We start from the raw sequence: 20,669 nt of genomic DNA, 5'->3' as shown, positions 1-20,669 counted from the left end.
GGTATCCGGACTGGCGGTCGTACGGTCATCGACACTGTTGACTGACTCGTCAACTCCCTCGGTACGACCGCGCGGAGCGTCCGGGGGAACGTCGTCCCGGCTTCGGATTTAAATTTTAGCGTACTACAGTAAGACGCCAGCCGTGTAGAGTCCGCCGACGACCACGATGGCGACCAGCAGGAGTTTCCACGCGACGCTCAGGAGGACGCGTCCAACCAGTACGATAGCCGCGAGCGCGACGAGTCCGACCAACAGTTGCCCGAGCGGGTCGGCGAGCAGTCCGGACGCGAGTGGTCCGGCGGCGAGTGCGAGATTCATACTAAAATCAACGTTCGCACCGGACCGTAAACGTATCGCCCTTTCAACATCGGCTCCTCGCGCCGAATCGTGTGATACCGCCGACGTAGGGAATGATTACTGAAGTACAATTCCGCTGTCTGACTACTTCCACCGCGGTCTGCATACTCTTATTAGGGTCCGGACGCTACAATTGAGCGACCACCCGAGAGCCGTGAATCCGTCCCATCTGCGTCGGCGCGACGGACGCTCGCGGCATCGTACAATTTGAAACAGAGGCATCGCAGTCCAAATAAACTTGGATTAGTGAAAGAAATGCTTATTTGGGAGGCCTCAGAATGAAAGCGCCGTCACGAATGATACGAACTACGCCACTCGCAGGAGCGGGAATCGCCGGACAGAAGCCCGAGGTGACCGACGCATGAGCGGTGCGGGCGAACTGACGGCCGACGAACTCACGCTCCCCATCAAGCGGACAGAGGGCGAGACCCTCCAAGACCGACTCACCGGAAACGCGTACCACAACATCCTCCCGGCGCGCTATCTCCGGAAGAACGCCGACGGAAATCTCATCGAGGAGCAAGAGGATCTCTTCCCCCGCGTGGCCGAGAACATCGCCTTGGCCGAAGCCGTCTACGAGGCCGAGAAGCGCGACGAGGAAGTCACGGTCACGCCCGACCAACTCAAGCCCGACCACCCCCGGCGCGACGAACTCGCCGCGGAGGTCTTCGGCAAGGGCACTGCGGCCGACGACGACGCGGAAACAGCTCTCTCGATCTACAACGTCAACAAGTTCTCCTACGAGACGGTCGTCCCGGAACTTCCCGACGGGATTCGAGACCACGTAGAGGAGGTACGCGACGAGTTCGAGACCCTGATGGAGGACCTCTCCTTCATGCCGAACTCGCCCACCCTGATGAACGCGGGCGACGAACTCCAACAGCTCTCGGCCTGCTTCGTTGACTCCCCGGACGACGACATCACCAACATCCACCAGACCGCAAAGGAGGCCGCGGAGGTCTTCCAGAGCGGCGGCGGCATGGGCTACGCTTTCTGGCGGCTCCGGCCCTACGGTGACGCGGTGGGAAGCACGGGCGGCATCGCCTCGGGTCCCATCACGTTCATGCGGACCTACGACCAGATGTGCGAGACCATCGCGCAGGGCGGTGCCCGGCGCGGTGCCCAGATGGGCGTCATGCGCGTCTCTCACCCCGACGTTATCCAGTTCATCCACGCGAAGAACAAGGACGTGAGCCTCGCGCACAGCCTCCGACTGAACGACCCCGACGACTACACGCACAACTCGTTCAAGGACGCGCTGGAGGAGGCCCGCGAACTCATCGACGACGAGGGCCGCGTGCCCAAGCACCTCCGAAACGCCGCCGAGGGTCATCTCTCGAACTTCAACATCTCGGTCGGCATCACCGACGACTTCATGGAAGCGGTCCAGAACGGCGAGGAGTTCACGTTCACGAACCCCCGGACCGAGGAGCCACACGTCGCCACCGAACACACCAAGGAACTCTACGAGATGTTCGGTCTCGGCGACCACGTCGAAGTCGGCGAGGAGCTGTCGATTCCGGCCGAACTCGTCTGGGACCGTATCGTGGACGGTGCCCACGAGAACGGCGAACCCGGCGTCATCTACCTCGAACGCGTCAACAAGGAACACTCCTTCGACGTGGAGGAGCATCCCGACCACCGGATTCTGGCGACCAACCCCTGCGGCGAACAGCCGCTCGAAGAGTACGAGGCCTGCAACCTCGGCCACATCAATCTCTCGACGCTCGCGGACACCGATGCACCCGACTGGCGGATCTGGTACGACGAACACGGCGACGAGTACGACGACTTCCAGCAGGCCGTGGACGCCTTCCTCGCCGACGCGATGGCGTGGGACGAGTTCGACCACCGCATCGAGTACGGCACCCGGTTCTTGGAGAACGTCGTCACGATGTCGGACTTCCCGGTCGAGAAGATAGAGCAGAAGGTCCGGGAGATGCGCAAAATCGGGCTCGGCGTCATGGGACTCGCTCAACTCTACATCCAGTTGGGCGTCGAGTACGGGAGCGACGCCGGAAACGAAATCGCGCGCCAGTTGATGCGCTACATCAACCACGAGTCGAAGTGGACCTCCCACGAACTCGCCGAGGAGCGCGGCGCGTTCGACGAGTGGGACAACAGCAAGTACGCGAACCCGACCGAGTACCGCGAGTGGTTCGAGAAGCAGACCGGCCTGAGCGCCGACGACTGGGAGGACGGCTTCGCCATCCGGAACCACAACACGACGACCATCGCGCCGACCGGCACGACTTCGATGGTCGGCAACACCACGGGCGGTTGCGAACCCATCTACAACGTCGCCTACTACAAGAACGTCTCCGACGACGTGCAGGGCGACGAGATGCTCGTGGAGTTCGACGACTACTTCCTCCGCGTGCTGGAGGACAACGACATCGACGTGGAAGAAGTCAAGCGAGAGGCCCAAGACCAGATGGCCGAAAACGAGTTCGACGGCGTCGAAGGTCTCGACACCGTGCCGGACGCCATCGGCGAACTGTTCGTCGTGACCTCCGACCTCTCGGGCAAGGACCACGCCGCGGTCCAGTGTGCCTGTCAGGAGGGCGTGGACTCGGCTATCTCGAAGACCTGTAACTTCCCGAACGACGCCAGCAAGGCGGACATGCGGGAGGTCTACGAGTACATCTACGACAACGGCGGGAAGGGCGTGACCGTCTACCGCGACGGCACCCGCTCCAAGCAGGTCCTCACGACCCGCGCGGACAACAAGGAGTTCGCCGACGAGAGCGAGGCCGCCGCCCAACTGGTCGAGCAGATTCAGGAGGTCTTCGGCGGCATCGACGGCTTCCTCGACAACGACGAGGTGCAGGCAGCCTTGGACCGGGAAGTCGAGTCGCTACTGGAAGTCGCCGACGGCGAGGAGGGCGACAGTCCCTACGCCAGCAAGCGCCCGCGGCCCGACGTACTCCACGGTATCACCCAGCGCATCGACACCGGGTACGGAAAGCTCTACGTCAACATCAACGAAGACGACCGAGGCCGACCCTTCGAGCTGTTCGCCAACATCGGCAACTCGGGCGGCTTCACCGCCTCCTTCACCGAGGCGCTGGCCAAGACCATCTCGACCGCGCTCCGGTCGGGCGTGGACCCCGAGGAGATTACCGACGAGCTACAGGGCATCCGGAGTCCGAAGGTCGCGTGGGACAAGGGCGAGCAGATAAACTCCATCCCGGACGCCATCGGCACCGCGATGCGCCGGTACCTCGACGGCGAAGTCGAGAAGGCCTACCCCCAGCAGAAGAACCTCACCGAGGTCGAGGACGAAGTGGAGTCCGGCGGCGTCGCGACCGACGCTGGCCCGAACGTAGACGCCGACACCGGCCCCGAAACCGACGGCGGTGCCGTCGCTACCTCGGGCAAGGAAGCCGACCAGCAGGACATCATCGAATCCGGGGAGAGCCCCGAGTGTCCCGACTGCGGGTCGCTGTCGCTGTACTACTCGGAAGGCTGCAAGACCTGCGAATCCTGCGGCTGGAGCGAGTGCTGACGCCGACACGAATCGGAACCGATACCGACATGAATCGGAACTGACGCCGACGCGACTCGGCGCTGACGCCGAGTCGGTCGGAACGGATGACTCCTTTTTTGCGGCCGAGAGCCAGAGCGATTAGGTAGGTCGATAGCATACCCCTTCCGGCGATGGATTCGATTCGAGGGGCCGGACTCGTGGAGGTGACGGTTCGGAACCCGAGAGCCGAGGGCGAGCGGGCGACCGAGCGAGACCGGACGACCGACCGCTCCGACCGGGAGACGCGTCGATGCGAGACGTGACGGACGCGACGACCCCGACCGTCCGCGGTCTCGCGCTGGTCCTCGCCGGAGCGGGCCTCCTCGTCGTGGCGTTCACCGCGAGTTGGGCGGTCGCTCCCGGCACCGAGACCGTCTCCGGGCAGGTAGACTCGAACGACACGCTGTTGGTCGGCGTGCAGGGGCCGGGACCGAACGGCAACGTCACCGCCCTCGACGGCCACGGCGACGTGCGGTGGGCCATCGGCGGCATCATCAGCTACCAGAACGTCCAACGGCTCGACAACGGGTCCGTGCTAGCGACGTTCGCCGCGGGCGGCTACGACGAGTGCGGGCGGTACGAATCGCCCTGCAAGCGGACGGGCGTCCGCATCATCGACACGAACGCAGACTCCGCAGGCGTCTCGGACGCCGACTCCCGCACCGACTCCGCGGGCGTCTCGACCGCCGACTCGGTGGGCGTCTCGACCGCCGACTCGGTGGGCGTCTCGAACACCGATTCCGCGGAGGTCGCCGGACCGACCCCCGAGGTCGTCTGGGAGTGGAGCTACCCGGTCCGGACCCGCGAGGACAGCGAGGTCCACGACGCCGAGATGCTCCCCTCGGGGAACCTCCTCGTCGCGGACATGGAGTACGAGAGCATCTTCGTGCTGAACCCCGAGACGCGAGAGCGCGTCTGGACGTGGAACGCCAGCCAGCACTACGACGCCCCGGCCGACCCGACGACGACCGACTGGCTCCACCTCAACGACGCCGACCGCATCGGCGACGGCCGGTTTCTGGTCTCGATTCGCAACCGGAACCAACTCCTCGTGGTCGAGCGCGGGCGAGGAGTCGTCGACGTAATCAACGACGAGGGCGACCCCGACGTGCTGAACCGTCAGCACAACCCCCACTGGCTCGGCGACGGCGCTCTCCTCGTCGCCGACTCGGAGAACCACCGCGCGGTCGAACTCCACGAGAACGAGACGACCGGCGAGTGGGGGGTCGCGTGGTCGGTATCGACGGTCGGCAGAATCGACCTCGACTGGCCGCGGGACGCCGACCGACTGCCGAACGGCCACACCCTAATCACGGACAGTCGGAACAACCGCGTGGTCGAAATCGAGGAGAACGGGAGCGTGGTGGCGAGCTATGCGGTCCCGTCGCTCCCCTACGAGGCCGACCGCCTGCCGTACAGCGAGCCACCCGCGGCGGCCGTCTCGCCCTACGGTCCGGGACGCGGTGACGACGGCGGCGTCTTCGACCACCGGGTGCCGCTCCTCTCGACGCTACTGGCGGGCGCTCGCCACGTCGTCGCGCTCCCCTACTGGGTGTCGGAGGTTCACTTGCTCGCGGTCGGCATCGCGCTCGCGCTCTGGATTCGGGGCGGCTACCTGCTGGTCCGCGGGCGAGGGTCCGAGGAGTGACCCGGAAGAGAGCGACTCGGAAGCGAGTGGCCCGGAGAGAAACAGTCTTGGCGCTCGCTCCCGGTCGTTGGGACATGAGCGACTCGGCCGAGCGAGGAGACGAGAGTGAGAGAGGGCGAGGTGACGGCGACGACGGGTCCGGCGAGCAGGGCGGGCGGCCGTGTCCCATCTGCGAGACGCCGATGTACTCCCGGCACTGCAAGTACGTCTGTCCCCAGCACGGCATCATCATGGACTGCGCCGACACCTTTTATTAAAAATCTGTCATTTTTTGGAGCGACCGACTACTTCATCGTGACCCACGTCAGGAACGCGATGGCGACCAGTTGAAGGCCGCGAAGCACCAGCACGGCCTGCTGGACGGTCGGGTCGCCCGAGTAGAGCATCTTCATGCTGAAGAAGAAGTAGATGGCGACGACGTTTTCGGCGAGCATGACGCTCCCAAACGCGACCAGTCCCAACAGCAGGGAGGTCCGGAACTTCCGGTAGTTGCGGACCCAGACGGTCGTGAGCAGTCCCAGCAGGAGGATGTTCACGACCGCGATACCGCTGGCGAACTGTATCGTACTCATGCTGTGGTCTCCTCGTGGGTCTGTCTGTTCGGTGTCATTCGAGGTGTTCCATGATTTCTTCGAACGCTTCGCGGTGCTGTTCGAACTGGTCGGTGAGGAAGTAGAGCTTCCCGTACTCGTTGTCGCCCGCTTCGACGACGCCATGGTCTTCGAGCATGTCGAGGTGGTGGCGCACCGTCTTGTACCGCACGTCGAGGGCGTCGGCGAGTTGGTTGGCGTTGCGGGGGCGCTCGGAGAGTTCGCGGATGAGCCGCGCGCGGTTCTCGCCGCCGCGGGTCGCCGTGAGCAGGTACCAGAGCGCCTTGTCCATCTGCTGTCTCTCGCTTGTCAGGCACGATGCTTATATTTACGGCTCTACCTGCTTCGAGACCCACCCGGTCGCGCCGCTCGGGAAGGGCTTGCTCTCCTCGCTCGGTTGGAGGTCCCCCTCGCCGTCGGTCGCGCGAACGACGACCTCGTGGGCGTCGCTGGCCTCGTAAGTGTACTCCCACTGTCGCCACGCGTCCTCGGCGGCGTTCGTCGCGTCGGCTTCGGCGTCCGCGGTGGCCTCGCCGGGGCTTGCGGGTAGCGGTTCCGAGAGCGTCGCTTCGTTCCACGAATCCCCGCCGTCGGTCGAGACCTCCACCGTCTGGATTCCTCGTGTGCCCGCGTAGGCGTGGCCGCCGACCTGCATCTCGGTCCCGCTACCGGCCGAATCGTCGGTCCCCTCGTCCAGCCGATTCACGGCGTGGAGTTTGGCGACGGTGTTGACGGGACCGGTACCGTGCCACCCGCGCTTCTCCCAGTAGCCCTTCGCTTCCTCCTCCAGCACCTCGATTTCAGTTATCCACTTGACGTTTATCTCGCCCCAGTGGCCCGGAATCAGCGCGCGGACCGGGTAGCCGTGCCCGCGCGGGAGCGGTTCGCCGTTCATCCCGAACGCGAGAAAACCATCTTCGAGCGCCGAGAGGGGGAACTCCTCGAAGTAGTCGTCGGCCGCGCGGAACATGACACAGCAGTTCTCGCCCGCGTCGATGCCCGCCGACTCCAGCAGGTCCATCACGGGCACGCCGGTCCAGAGCGCGGTGTCCATCTTCTTGCCGTTCAGGCCCTCGCCGACGCATCGCAACGTGACGAACCGGTGTTCGACCGACTCCGAGAGACCGGTCAGGTCTTCGTAGTCGAACTCGGCATCCTCCTCGACCGCACCCGTCACGCCGAGCGTCCACTCGTCGCGGTCCGGCGTGGGGTCCACGTTGTTGATGTCCACCTGATAGAACTGCTCGCTGACGAGCGGTTCGATGCCCTCGACATCGAGGGACTTGTCGGCGGCCTCGTCCAGCAGGGACTGGACGCCGGTCGAGACCTCGCCGTCGGTCTCGGGCACCTCACCGCCCTCGCCGGAGCCGAGGAGCGCGCCGACACCGCTCACCGCGACCGCGCCAGCGACGGCTTGGAGGACGCGCCGCCGGGCCGACGACGGGCGAACGTCGGAACGTTCGGCGGTCTCCTCGCCGGTCCCGCCGGTACCGACGGAAGCGAGCGCGACCACGAGTCCCGCGCCGCCACCGGCCGCGAGCGTGGACGCGACCGACCCCGTGAGCGCCAGCGCGACGGCGACGCAGGCCACGGGGGCGACGGCGACGGCCGGGACTTCGAAGCGGTCTGCGAGGAGGGCCGCGGCCGCGGTCGCCACCGCGAACAGGCCGACCGTGAGCGCGAGCGCCAGCAGGAACCCGAGTTGACTCCCGACGCTACCGAGCGTCTGGATGGACCACGCGACCACCGCGTCGGGCGTCGCGGCGACGACGACCTCGCTAATCGGCGCGGCGACGAATGCTGGCGTCCGGCCGACCGCGGCGTAGGAGCCAGCGACCGCCGCGACGCCCACCGCGGCCGCGACGAGACTCGACGCCAACGGACCCGTCGAACCGTGTCGGTCGAGACCGCCCGAGTCGGCGGGGTCGATTCCGTCCGGGTCGGGTCGGTCGCTTCCGTCCGGGTCGGGTCGGTCGCTTCCGTCCGGGTCGGGTCGGTCGGTCACGGTCGCCTCCTCGCGACGTAGAGCGCCGCGACCAGCGCGACGAGCGCCGCGCCGACGCCGAATCCGGGCACGAAGGCGCTCGACCCGGTCTCGGTCGCGTCGGTGGTGTCGGCCATCTCGCTGGTGTCGCTCATCGACTCATCGTTCATACTCTCGGTCGTCTCGGACATCGACTCGTCGCTCGTCCCGGTCGTGGTCTCGCCCATCGAATCGTCGGACATCGAGTCGTTCGCGCACGTCGTCGTCTCCGAGGCCATCGAGTCGGTGGTCTCGTTCGCCATGCCGCCCATCGACTCGGTGGTCCCGTTCATCGACTCGTTACTCATCATCGCCGTCGTCTCGCTCATCGACTCGTTGCTCATCATCGCCGTCGTCTCGCTCATCGACTCGTTGCTCATCATCGCCGTCGTCTCGCTCATCGACTCGTTGTCCATCATCTCGCTACTCTGCGGGCCGCACTGGGTCGTCTGCTGGGCCGTAATCGGCGCGACACAGACGGTGAGTACGACCACTGCCACGGTAATCAGCGTTGCGAAACGCATGATTCTACCGGCGAGAGCCACCCTAAAAGGAATTTTTCGAACTCCGACCCACTTCGTTCCCGGTTCCCTCCGACTCCGTTCCAAATTCGTTCCAAATTCGAACGGACTGTCGCTATCGCCGGACGCTCACGGCGCGGTAGGCCGGACCGGCGAGGAGTGCCACCGCCACCGCGCCCGCCGCCGCGATGAGTTCCCAGTTTATCGCGGTCAGTCCGGTAGTCGAGAGGTGGTCGAGCGAACCGCCCGCGAGGACGGCCGCGACAGTCCACGGCACCTCGCCGACCGCGGTTCCGACGACGAACGCGCCGGTCGAGACGCCCGAGAGGCCCGCCGCCGCCGAGACCGGGTCGGAGGGCGCGGGCGCGAGTCGAGAGGCGACCATCCCCCGCAGGTCGCCCGTGGCCTCGAAGAACCGCTCGCCCGAGTCGCCGAGGCGCGCGACCAGCCCGGACCCCCAACCGGTTCGCTCTCCCGACCCCGTGCCGACGTAGCGCGCCGCGAGGAACGGCAGGAGCGCGCTCCCCGTCGTGCCAGCGAGCGCAATCGGGAACCCCCAGACCGGGCCGTAGGCGTAGCCCGCCAGAATCGCGACGAGCGTGGTCGGCCACGCGAACAGCGGCCGGACGAGGTAGACCGCGACCAACAGCGCACCGAAGACGACCGGCCGGTCGGCGAGGTCCCGCGCGACCGCGAACAGGTGGTTCGGTCCCGCGAGGAGACTGCCGACTGCGACGACCGCGACGAGGGCGAGTCCGGCGACTTGGCGGCGCGCGAAGTCGGCCATCGTGGCGTGGTTGCAGACCGGCCGGTATCTGCTTTCGGGTTCGAGTCAAGGTGTTCCGAACCGGACTCCGGACCGCCGCGCTTCGCGCAAGTTTTAATCCCTCTCGCGGGCGAATCCGAGGTGATGGCCGACGACGAGCCACCGGAGCGCGCCGCCGACGACGAGCGAGCAGACGGAAACGAGGCGAGCGACGGCTCCGACCCCGTAGCGGTCGGCGTCGAACTCCTCTCGAAGCTCGAAGACCCCGAGCTATCGGTCGCGGAGGCCGTAGACCGCATCGAGACCGTCACCACCCATCCGACGACGACCCGGAAGATTCTGGACGAGGCCGAGAAGCGCGGGGTCATCGAGCGCGAGAACGGCATCGTCACGACCACTGGCGGCGGCTACGTCAGCTTCCAGAGCGAGGTCGTCACGAAAGAGGGCGAGTTCTCCTGTCGGCGGTGCGGCGCGAACATCTCGACGGGTCACTTCATCAAGCTCGACGCGGGAGAACACGGCGCGTTCGGCCCGGAGTGCATCCGGAAGGTCACGGGCCGCGACTGAGGATTTCGGCGGAGTCGGTCGAGATTCGGTCGCGAGGACGACCGACCTACCGACCGCGACTCAGTTCTTCGATGAGTTGCTGGAGCGTGCGCTGTTGCTCGGCCAGCAGTTCGTTCTGTCGCTCGACGGCCTCGGTCAGCGCCGCCAGTTGCTCGTCGGTCGCGTCCCGCTCCAACTCCGAACTCGCCGGTTCGAAGCCCGAGTCTGCGAATCCGCTCGCTTCGGCGTCGTCGGTCGCGTCCGCGGGTTCGCTGTCGGTCGCCGCGGCCGCCGCGGTCGCGTCGGCGGGGTCGGCGGCGTCCGCGCTCGTGGCGTCGGTGACGGTCGTCCGGCCCTCGGTCGCCGTCTCGTCGGGCGTCCCTTCGAGGACCTGTCCCGCGTCGTCGCGCGGGGTCTCCTCGTGCGAGGAGTTCGTCTCGCTGGCGGCGTCGTTGCGGTCGTCCGACCGGGCCGTCTCCGTGCCTGCGCTCGCGTCCGCACCTGCCTCTGGGCCTGCACTCGTTTCCGGGTTCGCACTCGCTTCCGCGCCCGCCCCGGCTTCCGGTTCCGAACTCGCCTCCGCGGCGCGCGCGGCGGCCTCGCTCGCTTCGGCCGTGGTGACGCTCTCGTCGGGTCGGTCGCCGGTCGTCACGCTCGCGTCCTCCTCGATGATGGCACCGTCGTCGTCCAGTTCCGGCGGGTTGGCGTCGATGGGGTCCACGCCGCCGCCAGCCAGCGGGTCGGCGTCGCTCTCGGCCGCGTCGTCGCCGTCGTCCGCGGCGGCTTTCTCGGCCTCGGCTTGCTCGTCGGGGTCGGCGTGCGCGCGGGCGAACTCGTCGTAGGAACTCAGCCCGTGGTGGTCCAACAGCGCGCGCTCGATGCGCTCGCGGACCTCGCGGGTCTGGTCGCTCGGCGTCTTGATGCGTTGGGGGCGGCCGTCGGTCTCGATGATGATCTGTGACGAGACGCTTCCCTCCTCCACGTCGAGGGCGGTCACGTCGTCGAAGTGGAACTCCTCGTAGTCCTCGTCCCAGACCGCCGCGCCGACGTGCTTGACGACGCGCTCGCTGGTGATGACCAGCGTAAGTTCGCTGAACTGGTAGGTCTGCTTGACCGTCTCGTCGGGTCCGGTCACGTCCGCGGCGTTCAACACGCCCGCCAGCACGGGGTGGAGCGCCTCGTAGAGGCGGTTGCTCGGGATTTTGAACTTCTCCTCGCCGTCGATGCCGTAGTCGAGGCCGATGGACGACTTGCGCCGCCCCTCGGAGATTTCGATGCGCTCGGCGTCGTGGGGGTACTCCTCGACGGACTCGTCGCTCAGGAGTCCGTCGGCGCGGTAGATGAGGGTCCGCGTGCGAGTCACGTAGAGGCCGTCCTCGCCGCCGAGGGCGACCTGCGCCGCGACCTGTTCGCCGTCGAGCCGGGACTGTACGATTCCGGGAACGCTCATGCAGTGGTATGATTAGCCCCCCGGCTTAAATCCGCCGGGTAAGTGCCGCGGGGTTTCGGGTCGAAAGAAGGTCGGTCCGGCGACCGACAGAGTTTTTCTGGTTTGGACTCTCTATCGTTCGTCCTCGGCCGACCGGACCGACGGGACTCCTCCCGAAATCACCGTGCCTCGGCCTCCCGAACCCGAGTAAGATGAGAACTTTAAAGAGTAACACCCCCCTACGGAGAACTGAGCCCGGGTGGCTTAGCTGGACATAGCGCCGCACTCATAGGGTTACTGAGATTCGGTGCTCAGGCCTTGGAAGCCTCCCATGCCCGAGAGGCCCGCCGAGCCTCGTACCTGGGTCATGCGGAGATCGAGGGTTCGGAGCCCTCCCCGGGCACTTCTACAATTTCTACGATTCGTTAGTCTCCTCGCCGATTCTCCACAACTCCTCCTGCGGGTCGGTCAGCCACTCGGTCCCGTCGGCCGTGACCGCGACCATCTCCTCCTGTCCGAGATACCCCCACTCCGTCTCGACGCCCAACTCGACGGTGTAAATCTCGCCCGCTCGAATCTCGCCCTGCGGGGCGGTTCCGTAGCGGTCCCAGCGCGGCCCGAGGAGCGTCCCGCCGTCGTGGGCGTTCCGGCCGACCTGATGGCCGAAGGCGTGGTCGTACTCCGGCCAGCCGCGGTCGGTCAGCGTCTCGCGGGCGGCGGTGTCCACTTCGTGGCCCGGCACGCCCGGTTCGATTCGCTCCCGGCCAGCCTCGATGGCGGCGCGCACGTCGGCGAAGGCCGCGTCGAGGTCGGCGGGTGGGTCAGGCCACTCGTCCGACGGCCGGTACCAGAGCCGTTGCATGTCGGCGCTGTACCCGTCCTGCTTCACCCCGAAATCGACGTGCAAGACTTCCCCCGCCGGGAGGGTCCGGTCGCCCGGCAGAGTGTGGCCGATGTCGCTCTCGCCGCCCGCGTGGACCGTCGGACAGTAGTCCCAACTCCACGCGCTCCCGAGGTCGCGCTCGTCCATGCGCGCGTGGAGCCAGTCGGCCACGTCGGCTTCCATCCAGTCGGGGTCCCACCGTTCGCGCACGTCACCGAGCAGTTCTTGCGTCGTCGCGACTGCCTGCTCGACGCGCTCGCGTTCGGTGGGTGACTTGACCCCCCGGACTGCCGAGACGACCTCCTCGGCGCTGGTCAACGACTCCTCGTAGTCGCTCCCGTCGAGGATGTCGCGCAGTCGCAGGAACATTCCGTGAGTCAGGCCGTCGGCGGTGTTGTCGTCGCGCGAGTAGTTCACCGCGATTTCGTCGGGGTCCTCCTCGCGGAGAAGTTCGAGGAGTGGCTCCCCGAGCGACTCGTCGTACGGAATTACGTCGTGGGGTAACTCGCTGGCGTTCGGCGCGTCGTGACGGCCGAGGACGACCGCCGACCGGCCCGTCTTCGAGACCACGATAGCGGTCGGCCACACCACGTCGAACCCGAGCAGGAAGGGGAGGTTCGGTTCGGAGATTTCGGTCGTCTCGCGGCAGAAGGTGAGCCAGCAGTCGATGTTCCGCTCGGCCAGCACTTCGGCGGCTTGTTCGGTTTTCTCGGCGACGAGGTCGGTGTCCATGGTCACTGCGTGGCGGTTCGGAGTGTCAGCAAAAGAGTATTCCGGCGGCTACTCGTACTCGTCGTCGAGAGTAGGAATTTCCTCGGCGTCGATGTCTCCGTCGAGGTACCGCTCGCCGAGCGGACTGATGGTGTAGATGTCGCTCCCGAGGTGTTCGACCAGTCCGTGGGCGGCCAGCGTCCGACAGCGGTCGGCGACCTGCTCGCGCGTGAGCGGTAACTGCGCGGCGACGGCGCTAAACGTGTCCTTGCGCTCGGTGCGCAGGAGCGCGAGCAAGTGGTCGTCCTCGGGATGCATCCACTCTGCTCGCTCGCTCATATCGGTTCATTTCTCGCGCTGTCCCTTCACCTTTTATCGCCGTCGTCGCTCGCGTCGGCAGACCGACGAACGCCCGTCGGGTAGTCGAGCGGCGACGGTTACTACTCACCTAACGTCACTGAATCGGACCCCAACCGCAGTGCGAATCGCGCGTCTGTGTCGCCTGTTCGCACACAGGCAACGCCTGATTACCCTCGGCTGGTCATCGGTATGCCCACATTTCTGAACGCAGCTCTTTCGAGAGAAAATCGTTGAGAAACGGTTTTAAATTTTATCGAGCTATTAGAGCCTGTTTTGAAAAGTACTCTCCAGCACGTTTTTCGATGAACTATTCTGAAATCGCACTAACGCTCGTCGCGTTATATGACCCTCCCTGTGTAACGAGTTGTTGAGGTCGAGATGTCCCCATGACCGAATCCACCCTCCAGAACGAAAGCAACTCGACTATCGGCTCCCCTGCGGAGGCCGGTGAAGGAACCGCAGGGCGCACGAAACTCGCGACCCTGTACGACCACTACCGAGACCACGCGCTCACGACGCCGTTCGAAGTCGTCGGCTTCTGGTCGGCCATCGCCCTGCCGTTCCTCTACGTGCCGCTGCTGTTCAACGGCATCTCGTCGCAGGGCGAACTGCTCACCTTCGTCGGCCTGCTGGCGCTGAATCTCGCGGCCCTCCTCGCGGGACACAGCCACAAGCAGGACTGACGACCTTCGGCCCTCCACTCGCCGCCCCCGCGTTCTCGTCTGCTTGTGTCTCTCGGGTCTTTTCCCGCGTCTCCTCTCCTTTCGCTCTCGGGTCTGCGCTCCTTCGTCCTCCCCGTCTCCTCCCGCAACCGTTTCGTTTCTGTCCCGTCGTTCCGAGCGAAAGGACGACTTTAACCGGTCGGTCGGGCAACGTCGGAGCATGGAACTGGACACGGTGTCGCTCGGTCCGACTGGCACGACTGTCAGCGAAATCGCGTTCGGCACGTGGCGGTTCGGTCGAGAGAACGACGACGGCGAGGTCGAAATCGGCGAGAAGCGCGCCCGCAAGCTCCTCGACGCCTACGCCGACGCTGGCGGGAACTTCATCGACACCGCCGACATGTACGGCGACGGTCGGAGCGAGGAGTACATCGGCAACTGGCTGTCCGACCGCGAGCGCGAGGACTACGTCGTCGCCTCGAAGATATACTGGCCGACCCGCGACGGCCCGAACGGACAGGGACTCTCGCGCAAGCACCTGCGGAACAACATCGACGAGATTCTGGACCGCCTCGGGACCGACTACGTGGACGTGCTGTACATCCATCGGTGGGACGACGAGACGCCCGCCGAGGAGTTCGTGCGCACGCTGGACGAGTTCGTCCGCGACGGGAAGGTCAACTACCTCGGGGCCTCGACGCTCGAACCGAACGCGTGGAAGGTCGCCAAGGCGAACGAACTGGCCGACAAGCGCGGCTACGAGCCGTTCAAGCTCGCTCAGCCCCGGTACAACCTCGCCAACCGCGAGATAGAGGGGAACTACCTCGAAATGTGCGCCGACTACGACATCGGCGTCGTGCCGTGGAGTCCGCTCGCTGGCGGCTTCCTGACCGGCAAGTACAGTCGCGGCGAGAAACCTCCGAAGGGAACTCGCGGCGCGACCGACCAGCAGTTCCGCGACTCGTATCTCACCGACGAGAACTTCGACGCGCTAGAGGCCGTCGAAGCCGTCGCCGAGGAGGTCGGCGCGAGTCCGGCGCAGGTGAGCCTCGCGTGGCTGACCGACCACGAGCAGGTCACGGCACCCATCGTCGGCGCGCGCACGGTCGAGCAGTTGAACGAGAACCTCGCGGCGACGGACATCGACCTCACGGCCGGGCAGTTCCAGCGGCTCGCCGAGGCGAAGTAGCCCGCTTCGTTCGGGATTCAGCGTTCTCGGAGGTACAGCGGCACCAACAGTGCGAGTCCGAGGAGCGAGACCGCCGGGTGCGACAGCAGGTCTACGTCGAAAAAGTAGAGCGCGCTGTTGGCGGCCACGACGACGACTCCGACCGCGAAGAGGACGCTCGCGGCCCGCGACCGGAGTCGGCCCGACCGGTCTCCGGTCTCGTCTCGCTCGGGCGCGAACCCGGTGAACTCGTTGCCCCGTTCGGTCATTGTCGGGGGTGTTCGGCGGCTCCTCAAAGTCCTTCTGGTCGGGGCGACCCGGTCGGCGGGCGGCGAGTGCGACAGGCGGCGAGTGCGACGGGCGGCGACACTGACGCTCTCGACGGTCAGCGCCGAGTCACGACGGCTCGGAGCTTCGGAAGTTCGCGGGCCAGCGCCTCGCGTTTGACCAGACAGAACCCCGCGAAGATGACGAGGAAGCCCGCGACGGTCGTGAGGTCGATGATTTCGTCGAGGAACCACCAGCCGGAGACGGCCGCAAAGACGGGCGCGACGTACGAGACGAGGTTGATTTCGATGGGACCGAGCCGCTCCAGCAGGTCGAAGTAGACCAGAAAGCCGAGCGCGCTCGCCGCGATGGAGAGGTACGCCATCGCCCAGATGGCCTCGGGCGTCCACCGCACCGCGGCCAGCGACTCGCTCGGGCGGGCGACGCTGATAGCGTGCATCAAGAGTGCGCCCAGCACCATCGACCACGCCTCCATCGTCTCGATAGGTAACTCGGCGTCGATACGGCGGGTCAGGACGCTCCCCAAGGCGAACGACGCGGCCGCGGCCAGCACCAGCGCCTGTCCGACCACGCCCGAGGTCACGAGGTTGTTCGGGTCCGGATTGCTCAGGACGACGACGCCGACGAGTCCCAACAGCAGGCCAGCGATGCCCGTCGGAGTCAGTCGCTCGCTCGGGAGAAAGAGTCGCGCGCACCCGGTCGTCAGCACTGGATTCAGGCTGATGATGACCGCCGCGACGGCGCTGGTCGTGTACTGCTCGCCGACGAACAGGAAGGCGTGATAGCCCGCTATCAGCAGGGTCGCGCCGACCGCGACCAGTTGCCACTCGCCGCGAGTTCGCGGCCGCCAGCGGTCGGTCGCGTAGACGGCGTAGGCCAGCATCAGCACGCCCGCGATGTCGTAGCGAATCGCGGCGAAGAGGACCGGCGGGAAGTAGTCGAGTCCGGCCTTGATGGCCATGAACGCGGACCCCCACACCGCGGCCAGCGCGACGAACAGCGCGACGTTCCGGTATCTGCTCACGCTCTCACTGACCGCTCTCGGTGCCTGAACGTTTCGATGGGCGTCGGGGTTGCCGGTTGCGAGGGTGGCGACGCTCGAATGCGCTCGCTGGCATGGCCGACCGTAGACACTCGGGGATACGAACCACCGAAATGCGCTCGGCCCGGCCGACGACGGTTTGGGTGGACTGAAAGGGGCCGCCCGGTCGCGCAACGCTTGGTCGCTTCGGCGACCCCTATCCGACGCAACTACGTCCGTCGGATATGTCGCCGAGCGACCGCGACCGGGCGGGGGCTTTCTACGACGTATTCGCTGTGTTCTCGACTGCCGTTCGCTCAAAAGCGTCGACACGGGAAACCGATTCGTCCGGGGTCGATTACAGCCCAGCGTCAGTCCTCCGGCGTTCGTCGCGGACCGCCCGAAGCACGTCTTGGCGGGCCACGATACCGAGGAGCCTGCCCTCGTCGTCCACGACCGGCAGGCGGTTGATGTCCCGCTCGTCGTCGGCCAGCAGGTCGAGGATGCGGTCGAAGTCGGTGTCGGGTTCGACCGTCACGACCTCCTCGGTCATGACGGTGCGGACGGGCTTGCTCGCGTGTTTCAGCAGGCCGAGTTCGGTGTCGAGGTCGTCCCACGAGAGGTCGATGGCGTACTCCAGCGTCTCCAAGAACGGCGGGAAGCCGACCGGAATCCAGAGCGTCCGGTCGCTCGGCTGGAAGATGTGGACGAGGTCGTGCTGGGTCACGATGCCGACCACGCGCTCGTCGTCGTCCACGACGGGGAAGCCGTTGAAGTCCGCCTGTGCGAGTCGCGTCAGTACGTCGCTGATGTCGTCCTCCTCGTGGACCGTCTCTACCTCGTCGGTCATCAGGTCGCTGGCGTTCATACCCGAAACTGCGTCACCGCAGGCCGTATCGTTTCCGGTTGGGCGACAGGTCCGTCTCGTCTCCGGTTGGGTGAGAAGTCGGTCTTCTCGTTCGTCGGCCGGGTGGACAAATGGACGAGCAGATAGAAGGGAAGATAACTGTAGCAGTCTCTAACTGGTATGAAGCGACGCTTAGGAAATGTATAATCACTCCAATAGCGGGCTGGCCGCCCGTCTTCATCCGCGACGGTGGTGTGCGAAGACGTACCGCGTCGGGCGAACGTTCAAATACGAGACCGCGACCAACTCGGCGCGTGTCCGTCGCTGGTCGCAGTCCCGTCCGTCGTCGCCCTCTCTCCAGCCGTCACCGTCGTCGCCCCATTTGCCGAGTCTCACCGGTCGTCACGAGTCTCGTCGTACTCGTTCGGCGAGGTTTCGAACAACGCTTACGCCGTTTCCGGTCGTTCTCGTGGCTATGGACGAGAAACATCGGTACGTCTGCGAGGCGTGCGGCGAGTCGTTCGACTCCGAGGAGGCCCTTCGCAGACACGTCTACGCGGTCGGACTGGTGGAGTAGGCCGTTCCGCGAGTCGGGTCCGTGGTCGGGTGCGACCGGACGGTCGTCGCCCCACGCTCGGGGGAAGCCCCCGCCGGGCGACGAGCGGTGTCTCCTCGGTCGCCAGCGAGCGCCGATAGCGGCAGGGCTGTCCAGAAGCGTCGTTCCGGCGGGTCCGTCACGGACGGCGATGCCGTCGAGTGGCGGCCCGGCAGATAGCCGCGGCGTCGCCGCGAATACCGGCTTGCTCGGCCAGCGACTGCTCTCGTCGGCCACGAGGAGCGACCGGCGACTGCTCTCGTCGGGGCGACCCCGCCGTCAGTCGCTGGCCCGCGAGTCGGTCGCGGTCCGGTCGGCCCGCGAGGGCGGCGGAATCTGGGCCTCGCTGGAGGTCGCTCGCTCCGGCAGGAGACACCGGTCGGGTTCGTGGTTGACGTGGGCGAACTCCTCGGGCGCGTTCGCCAGCGCGTGGGCCGGGTTCCGGTCGCTTTCGAGGACCGCGGCCCGGAGTTCGCCGAACCGACAGACCCGCGCTCGAATCCCGCGCCAGTGATGTCTGCCCGCGGGTGGAACCGATAGTTCCCGCGGTGGCGTGTGGTCAGTCCGACGAGTCGCCAGCGCCGCGCTGTTGACGTTGGCCGCGAGGTCGTCGTGGTCCACGACGACGCCGACCCGCGCACCGGTCGGCGCGCGCGCCGCCAGTACGTCGAGTCCGAGGTGGAGCGCCCGGTACTCGGCCACGTTGTTGTCCGTGACCGACTCGTCGGGGACCGAGAGGCGAGCAACCCGCTCGCCGTCTCGCGTTTCGATGATTGCACCCAGTCCGCCCTCGTCGCGCTGGAGGTTGTAGGAACCGTCGGTGGCGACGTAGAAATCGCGGTGATGCGTCCGCGGCGGGTGGGCGATGTGCGGCGTGGGCGATTCGTCGAACAGTGCCCGGAGTGGGGAGGAACGGCCGTGAACGGCCATATCACATCTATCGGTCGGGTGTAACTTAAACTTACGGCCGCCGACCACCGGACGGCAGAGTGACCCGCGAGAGCGGCGAATGGTGTGTGTCACCACAGCATATTTATGCCGGAACGACTCTTTACTCGATATGGCGCACGACGAAGGTACGTCTCGACGGAAGTTTCTGACAGTTGCCGGTGCCGCTGCCGCGTCCGCTTCGGTGGCGGGGTGTACGGGTGGCGGCGGTGGACAGGAAACGACGACGACGGAGACGGACACGACAACGGAGACGACCGGCGGAGGGACCGAGACCGAAACGGAGACGACCGAATCGGGTGGTGAGGGCGAGGAGTTCGCCGTCACCATCACGCAGGGCCAGATGCCGACGACGCTGGACCCGCAGAACCACCGTTCGACCCCGACGGACAACGTGGTCCTCCACGCCTACGAGGGCCTCCTCGGGCGCGACCAGAAGGGGAAGATAGTCGAGAAGCTCGCGACCGGCTACGAACGCCAAGAGCCGGGTCGGGTCCGTTTCACCATCCGAGAGGGAGTCACGTTCCACAACGGCGACCAGTTGACGCCCGAAGACGTGGCGTTCAGCATCAATCGCGTCGTGAACGAGGACGTGAGCATCGCCAGCCCGCAGTCCGACCAACTCGCTGGCGTCACGGGCGCGGAAGTCGTGGATGGCCAGCGCGCGGTCGACGTGATGTCCGACGGCATCAACCCCATCGTCTTCTCGCTGTTCGCGACGTACTGCGACGTGATGCAGAAGTCGTGGGTGCAGGAGCGTTCGAAGTCCGAAATCGCTCAACAGATGAACGGCACCGGACCGTTCGCCCTCGAGGAGTACCAGTCGGACGTGAAAGTCGAGTTCACCAACTACGAGGACTACTGGCGGGACCCCGCCGCGGTCACGTCGCTGACGTTCCGCGCGGCCAAGGAGTCGAGTACGCGGGTGAACCAACTGCTCGAAGGCGAGTCCGACGTTATCGTCAACGTGCCGCCCCAAGACATCCCGCGCATTAGAAACTCCGGGGAGACACAACTCAGCGCGGCACCGAGTACGCGCATCATCTACAACGCGATGAAGTACAACGTCGAACCGTTCTCCAGCCCGCAGTTCCGCCGGGCGATGAACCACGCGGTGAACCTCGATAGCATCATCGAGAACGTCCTGTCGGGCTTCGCGGACCCGACCGGTCAGCCGACGCTGGAGGGCTTCTTCGGCTACAACTCCGACGTGAACCCCTACCCCTACGACAAGGCTCAGGCCGAGCAACTGGTCGAGGAGAGCGGCCACGCCGGGGCCTCGATCACGCTCCACACGCCGGTCGGTCGCTACCTCAAGGACGTTGAAATCGCCCAAGCGGTCGCCAACCAGATCGACCAGCTCTCGAACGTCTCGTGTTCGGTCAAACAGCGGGAGTTCGCGACGCTGGCGGGTGAACTCACCGACGGAAATCTGGAGACGAGTCCGGACTTCTACCTCATCGGCTGGGGTAACGCGACGTTCGACGCGAGCCAGACCATCATCCCGCTGTTGACCACCGACGGCGCGCTCAGTTCTTACAGCAACGACGAGGTCGACAGCATGATGCAGCAGGCCCAGAGTCAGGGCGACGAGAGCCAGCGCGAACAGACGCTACAGGAGGTCAACCAACTGCTCCACGACCAAGCGCCGTGGATATACCTCAACCGCCAGTACAGCGTCTACGGCGTCCGCCAACGCGTCCAGTGGCAGGCCCGCCGCGACGAACGCATCGACGCCTACGCGATGGCACCGGCCGAAGGCCAGTAAGCCTCGACC

At 66.0% G+C, this 20,669-nt stretch carries 21 protein-coding genes and 1 tRNA gene; 9 read left to right on the top strand and 13 right to left on the bottom strand.

Going from position 1 to position 20,669, the window contains the following annotated elements; translation table 11 throughout:
- Positions 1-123: 123 nt before the first annotated feature.
- Positions 124-318: a hypothetical protein gene (locus EPL00_RS08545; protein ID WP_135853100.1), complete on the bottom strand. Its 195-nt coding sequence runs from the start codon at positions 316-318 to the stop codon at positions 124-126.
- Positions 319-718: 400 nt separating this feature from the next.
- Between EPL00_RS08545 and EPL00_RS08540 the strand changes: the two genes are divergently transcribed.
- The 4 genes from EPL00_RS08540 to EPL00_RS24275 all read left to right on the top strand — a co-directional run bounded on the left by EPL00_RS08540 (position 719) and on the right by EPL00_RS24275 (position 5,791).
- Entirely contained in the window at positions 719-3,865 is a 3,147-nt protein-coding gene (locus EPL00_RS08540) for an adenosylcobalamin-dependent ribonucleoside-diphosphate reductase (protein WP_135853101.1), read from the top strand.
- A 152-nt stretch (positions 3,866-4,017) separates the two neighbouring features.
- On the top strand, positions 4,018-4,149 hold the full coding sequence (locus tag EPL00_RS24010; protein ID WP_274380987.1) for a hypothetical protein: 132 nt from the start codon (positions 4,018-4,020) through the stop codon (positions 4,147-4,149).
- Positions 4,137-5,534, top strand: a complete 1,398-nt coding sequence (locus tag EPL00_RS08535) for an aryl-sulfate sulfotransferase (protein WP_135853102.1) — start codon at positions 4,137-4,139, stop codon at positions 5,532-5,534. The genes EPL00_RS24010 and EPL00_RS08535 overlap by 13 nt, the downstream gene beginning before the upstream one ends.
- Before the next feature lie 74 nt (positions 5,535-5,608).
- Positions 5,609-5,791, top strand: a complete 183-nt coding sequence (locus EPL00_RS24275; RefSeq protein ID WP_135853103.1) for an HVO_2523 family zinc finger protein — start codon at positions 5,609-5,611, stop codon at positions 5,789-5,791.
- A 27-nt stretch (positions 5,792-5,818) separates the two neighbouring features.
- Here the strand turns inward: EPL00_RS24275 and EPL00_RS08525 are convergent, their stop codons facing one another.
- The 5 genes from EPL00_RS08525 to EPL00_RS08505 form a co-directional block, all read right to left on the bottom strand.
- Positions 5,819-6,106 carry a hypothetical protein gene (locus EPL00_RS08525; protein ID WP_135853104.1) on the bottom strand — a complete coding sequence of 96 codons (288 nt, stop codon included), beginning with the start codon at positions 6,104-6,106 and terminating at the stop codon, positions 5,819-5,821.
- Between the two features lie 34 nt (positions 6,107-6,140).
- Positions 6,141-6,416, bottom strand: coding sequence for an ArsR/SmtB family transcription factor (locus EPL00_RS08520; RefSeq protein WP_135853105.1), 276 nt, complete (start codon positions 6,414-6,416; stop codon positions 6,141-6,143).
- Positions 6,417-6,452: 36 nt separating this feature from the next.
- The gene (locus tag EPL00_RS08515) at positions 6,453-8,003 is read right to left on the bottom strand and encodes a molybdopterin-dependent oxidoreductase (protein WP_135853248.1); all 1,551 of its coding nucleotides are present in this window, start codon (positions 8,001-8,003) and stop codon (positions 6,453-6,455) included.
- Between the two features lie 122 nt (positions 8,004-8,125).
- Positions 8,126-8,671 carry a PGF-CTERM sorting domain-containing protein gene (locus EPL00_RS08510; protein WP_135853106.1) on the bottom strand — a complete coding sequence of 182 codons (546 nt, stop codon included), beginning with the start codon at positions 8,669-8,671 and terminating at the stop codon, positions 8,126-8,128.
- 112 nt (positions 8,672-8,783) lie between these two features.
- Complete coding sequence (locus EPL00_RS08505; protein WP_135853107.1) at positions 8,784-9,455, bottom strand: TVP38/TMEM64 family protein; 672 nt, start codon at positions 9,453-9,455, stop codon at positions 8,784-8,786.
- 123 nt (positions 9,456-9,578) lie between these two features.
- Between EPL00_RS08505 and EPL00_RS08500 the strand changes: the two genes are divergently transcribed.
- Positions 9,579-10,001 carry a DUF5830 family protein gene (locus tag EPL00_RS08500; protein WP_135853108.1) on the top strand — a complete coding sequence of 141 codons (423 nt, stop codon included), beginning with the start codon at positions 9,579-9,581 and terminating at the stop codon, positions 9,999-10,001.
- A 46-nt stretch (positions 10,002-10,047) separates the two neighbouring features.
- On the opposite strand, the gene EPL00_RS08495 is transcribed toward EPL00_RS08500, so the two are convergent.
- Positions 10,048-11,430, bottom strand: coding sequence for a DUF7115 domain-containing protein (locus EPL00_RS08495; protein WP_135853109.1), 1,383 nt, complete (start codon positions 11,428-11,430; stop codon positions 10,048-10,050).
- 232 nt (positions 11,431-11,662) lie between these two features.
- On the opposite strand from EPL00_RS08495, the gene EPL00_RS08490 reads away from it, so the two are divergent.
- Positions 11,663-11,812 (top strand) — tRNA-Met (locus tag EPL00_RS08490).
- 12 nt (positions 11,813-11,824) lie between these two features.
- Here the strand turns inward: EPL00_RS08490 and EPL00_RS08485 are convergent.
- Both EPL00_RS08485 and EPL00_RS08480 read right to left on the bottom strand, forming a co-directional pair.
- Complete coding sequence (locus EPL00_RS08485) at positions 11,825-13,024, bottom strand: M24 family metallopeptidase (RefSeq protein WP_238398184.1); 1,200 nt, start codon at positions 13,022-13,024, stop codon at positions 11,825-11,827.
- A gap of 48 nt (positions 13,025-13,072) precedes the next feature.
- Positions 13,073-13,342, bottom strand: coding sequence for a hypothetical protein (locus EPL00_RS08480; RefSeq protein WP_135853111.1), 270 nt, complete (start codon positions 13,340-13,342; stop codon positions 13,073-13,075).
- A 407-nt stretch (positions 13,343-13,749) separates the two neighbouring features.
- Between EPL00_RS08480 and EPL00_RS08475 the strand changes: the two genes are divergently transcribed.
- Together EPL00_RS08475 and EPL00_RS08470 are read left to right on the top strand one after the other, a co-directional pair.
- On the top strand, positions 13,750-14,046 hold the full coding sequence (locus tag EPL00_RS08475) for a hypothetical protein (RefSeq protein WP_135853112.1): 297 nt from the start codon (positions 13,750-13,752) through the stop codon (positions 14,044-14,046).
- A 199-nt stretch (positions 14,047-14,245) separates the two neighbouring features.
- Positions 14,246-15,214 (top strand): aldo/keto reductase, encoded by a 969-nt coding sequence (locus EPL00_RS08470; RefSeq protein ID WP_135853113.1) that lies wholly within the window; start codon positions 14,246-14,248, stop codon positions 15,212-15,214.
- Between the two features lie 17 nt (positions 15,215-15,231).
- Here EPL00_RS08470 and EPL00_RS08465 read toward each other — a convergent pair whose 3' ends face one another.
- From EPL00_RS08465 to EPL00_RS08450, 4 genes are all read right to left on the bottom strand, one after another.
- Positions 15,232-15,462, bottom strand: coding sequence for a hypothetical protein (locus tag EPL00_RS08465; RefSeq protein WP_135853114.1), 231 nt, complete (start codon positions 15,460-15,462; stop codon positions 15,232-15,234).
- A 116-nt stretch (positions 15,463-15,578) separates the two neighbouring features.
- Complete coding sequence (locus EPL00_RS08460; RefSeq protein ID WP_135853115.1) at positions 15,579-16,505, bottom strand: DMT family transporter; 927 nt, start codon at positions 16,503-16,505, stop codon at positions 15,579-15,581.
- A 355-nt stretch (positions 16,506-16,860) separates the two neighbouring features.
- Positions 16,861-17,370, bottom strand: coding sequence for a CBS domain-containing protein (locus EPL00_RS08455; RefSeq protein WP_135853116.1), 510 nt, complete (start codon positions 17,368-17,370; stop codon positions 16,861-16,863).
- Between the two features lie 853 nt (positions 17,371-18,223).
- Positions 18,224-18,874, bottom strand: a complete 651-nt coding sequence (locus EPL00_RS08450) for a reverse transcriptase-like protein (protein ID WP_135853117.1) — start codon at positions 18,872-18,874, stop codon at positions 18,224-18,226.
- A 130-nt stretch (positions 18,875-19,004) separates the two neighbouring features.
- On the opposite strand from EPL00_RS08450, the gene EPL00_RS08445 reads away from it, so the two are divergent.
- Positions 19,005-20,660, top strand: coding sequence for an ABC transporter substrate-binding protein (locus tag EPL00_RS08445; RefSeq protein ID WP_135853118.1), 1,656 nt, complete (start codon positions 19,005-19,007; stop codon positions 20,658-20,660).
- Positions 20,661-20,669: the final 9 nt, after the last annotated feature.

It is taken from the genome of Halorussus salinus, assembly GCF_004765815.2.
GTDB classification, from domain to species: domain Archaea; phylum Halobacteriota; class Halobacteria; order Halobacteriales; family Haladaptataceae; genus Halorussus; species Halorussus salinus.
This window is presented reverse-complemented; position numbering and strand designations above follow the sequence as displayed.

Excerpts from the sequence above, each read along its gene's own strand:
- EPL00_RS08520 (WP_135853105.1), bottom strand. The coding sequence starts at position 6,416 with ATGGACAAGGCGCTCTGGTACCTGCTCACGGCGACCCGCGGCGGCGAG.
- EPL00_RS24010 (WP_274380987.1), top strand. The coding sequence starts at position 4,018 with ATGGATTCGATTCGAGGGGCCGGACTCGTGGAGGTGACGGTTCGGAAC.
- EPL00_RS08495 (WP_135853109.1), bottom strand. The coding sequence starts at position 11,430 with ATGAGCGTTCCCGGAATCGTACAGTCCCGGCTCGACGGCGAACAGGTC.
- EPL00_RS08445 (WP_135853118.1), top strand. The coding sequence starts at position 19,005 with ATGGCGCACGACGAAGGTACGTCTCGACGGAAGTTTCTGACAGTTGCC.
- EPL00_RS08485 (WP_238398184.1), bottom strand. The coding sequence starts at position 13,024 with ATGGACACCGACCTCGTCGCCGAGAAAACCGAACAAGCCGCCGAAGTG.
- EPL00_RS08540 (WP_135853101.1), top strand. The coding sequence starts at position 719 with ATGAGCGGTGCGGGCGAACTGACGGCCGACGAACTCACGCTCCCCATC.
- EPL00_RS08505 (WP_135853107.1), bottom strand. The coding sequence starts at position 9,455 with ATGGCCGACTTCGCGCGCCGCCAAGTCGCCGGACTCGCCCTCGTCGCG.
- EPL00_RS24275 (WP_135853103.1), top strand. The coding sequence starts at position 5,609 with ATGAGCGACTCGGCCGAGCGAGGAGACGAGAGTGAGAGAGGGCGAGGT.
- EPL00_RS08535 (WP_135853102.1), top strand. The coding sequence starts at position 4,137 with ATGCGAGACGTGACGGACGCGACGACCCCGACCGTCCGCGGTCTCGCG.
- EPL00_RS08500 (WP_135853108.1), top strand. The coding sequence starts at position 9,579 with ATGGCCGACGACGAGCCACCGGAGCGCGCCGCCGACGACGAGCGAGCA.
- EPL00_RS08510 (WP_135853106.1), bottom strand. The coding sequence starts at position 8,671 with ATGCGTTTCGCAACGCTGATTACCGTGGCAGTGGTCGTACTCACCGTC.
- EPL00_RS08465 (WP_135853114.1), bottom strand. The coding sequence starts at position 15,462 with ATGACCGAACGGGGCAACGAGTTCACCGGGTTCGCGCCCGAGCGAGAC.
- EPL00_RS08470 (WP_135853113.1), top strand. The coding sequence starts at position 14,246 with ATGGAACTGGACACGGTGTCGCTCGGTCCGACTGGCACGACTGTCAGC.
- EPL00_RS08455 (WP_135853116.1), bottom strand. The coding sequence starts at position 17,370 with ATGAACGCCAGCGACCTGATGACCGACGAGGTAGAGACGGTCCACGAG.
- EPL00_RS08525 (WP_135853104.1), bottom strand. The coding sequence starts at position 6,106 with ATGAGTACGATACAGTTCGCCAGCGGTATCGCGGTCGTGAACATCCTC.
- EPL00_RS08450 (WP_135853117.1), bottom strand. The coding sequence starts at position 18,874 with ATGGCCGTTCACGGCCGTTCCTCCCCACTCCGGGCACTGTTCGACGAA.
- EPL00_RS08475 (WP_135853112.1), top strand. The coding sequence starts at position 13,750 with ATGACCGAATCCACCCTCCAGAACGAAAGCAACTCGACTATCGGCTCC.
- EPL00_RS08545 (WP_135853100.1), bottom strand. The coding sequence starts at position 318 with ATGAATCTCGCACTCGCCGCCGGACCACTCGCGTCCGGACTGCTCGCC.
- EPL00_RS08480 (WP_135853111.1), bottom strand. The coding sequence starts at position 13,342 with ATGAGCGAGCGAGCAGAGTGGATGCATCCCGAGGACGACCACTTGCTC.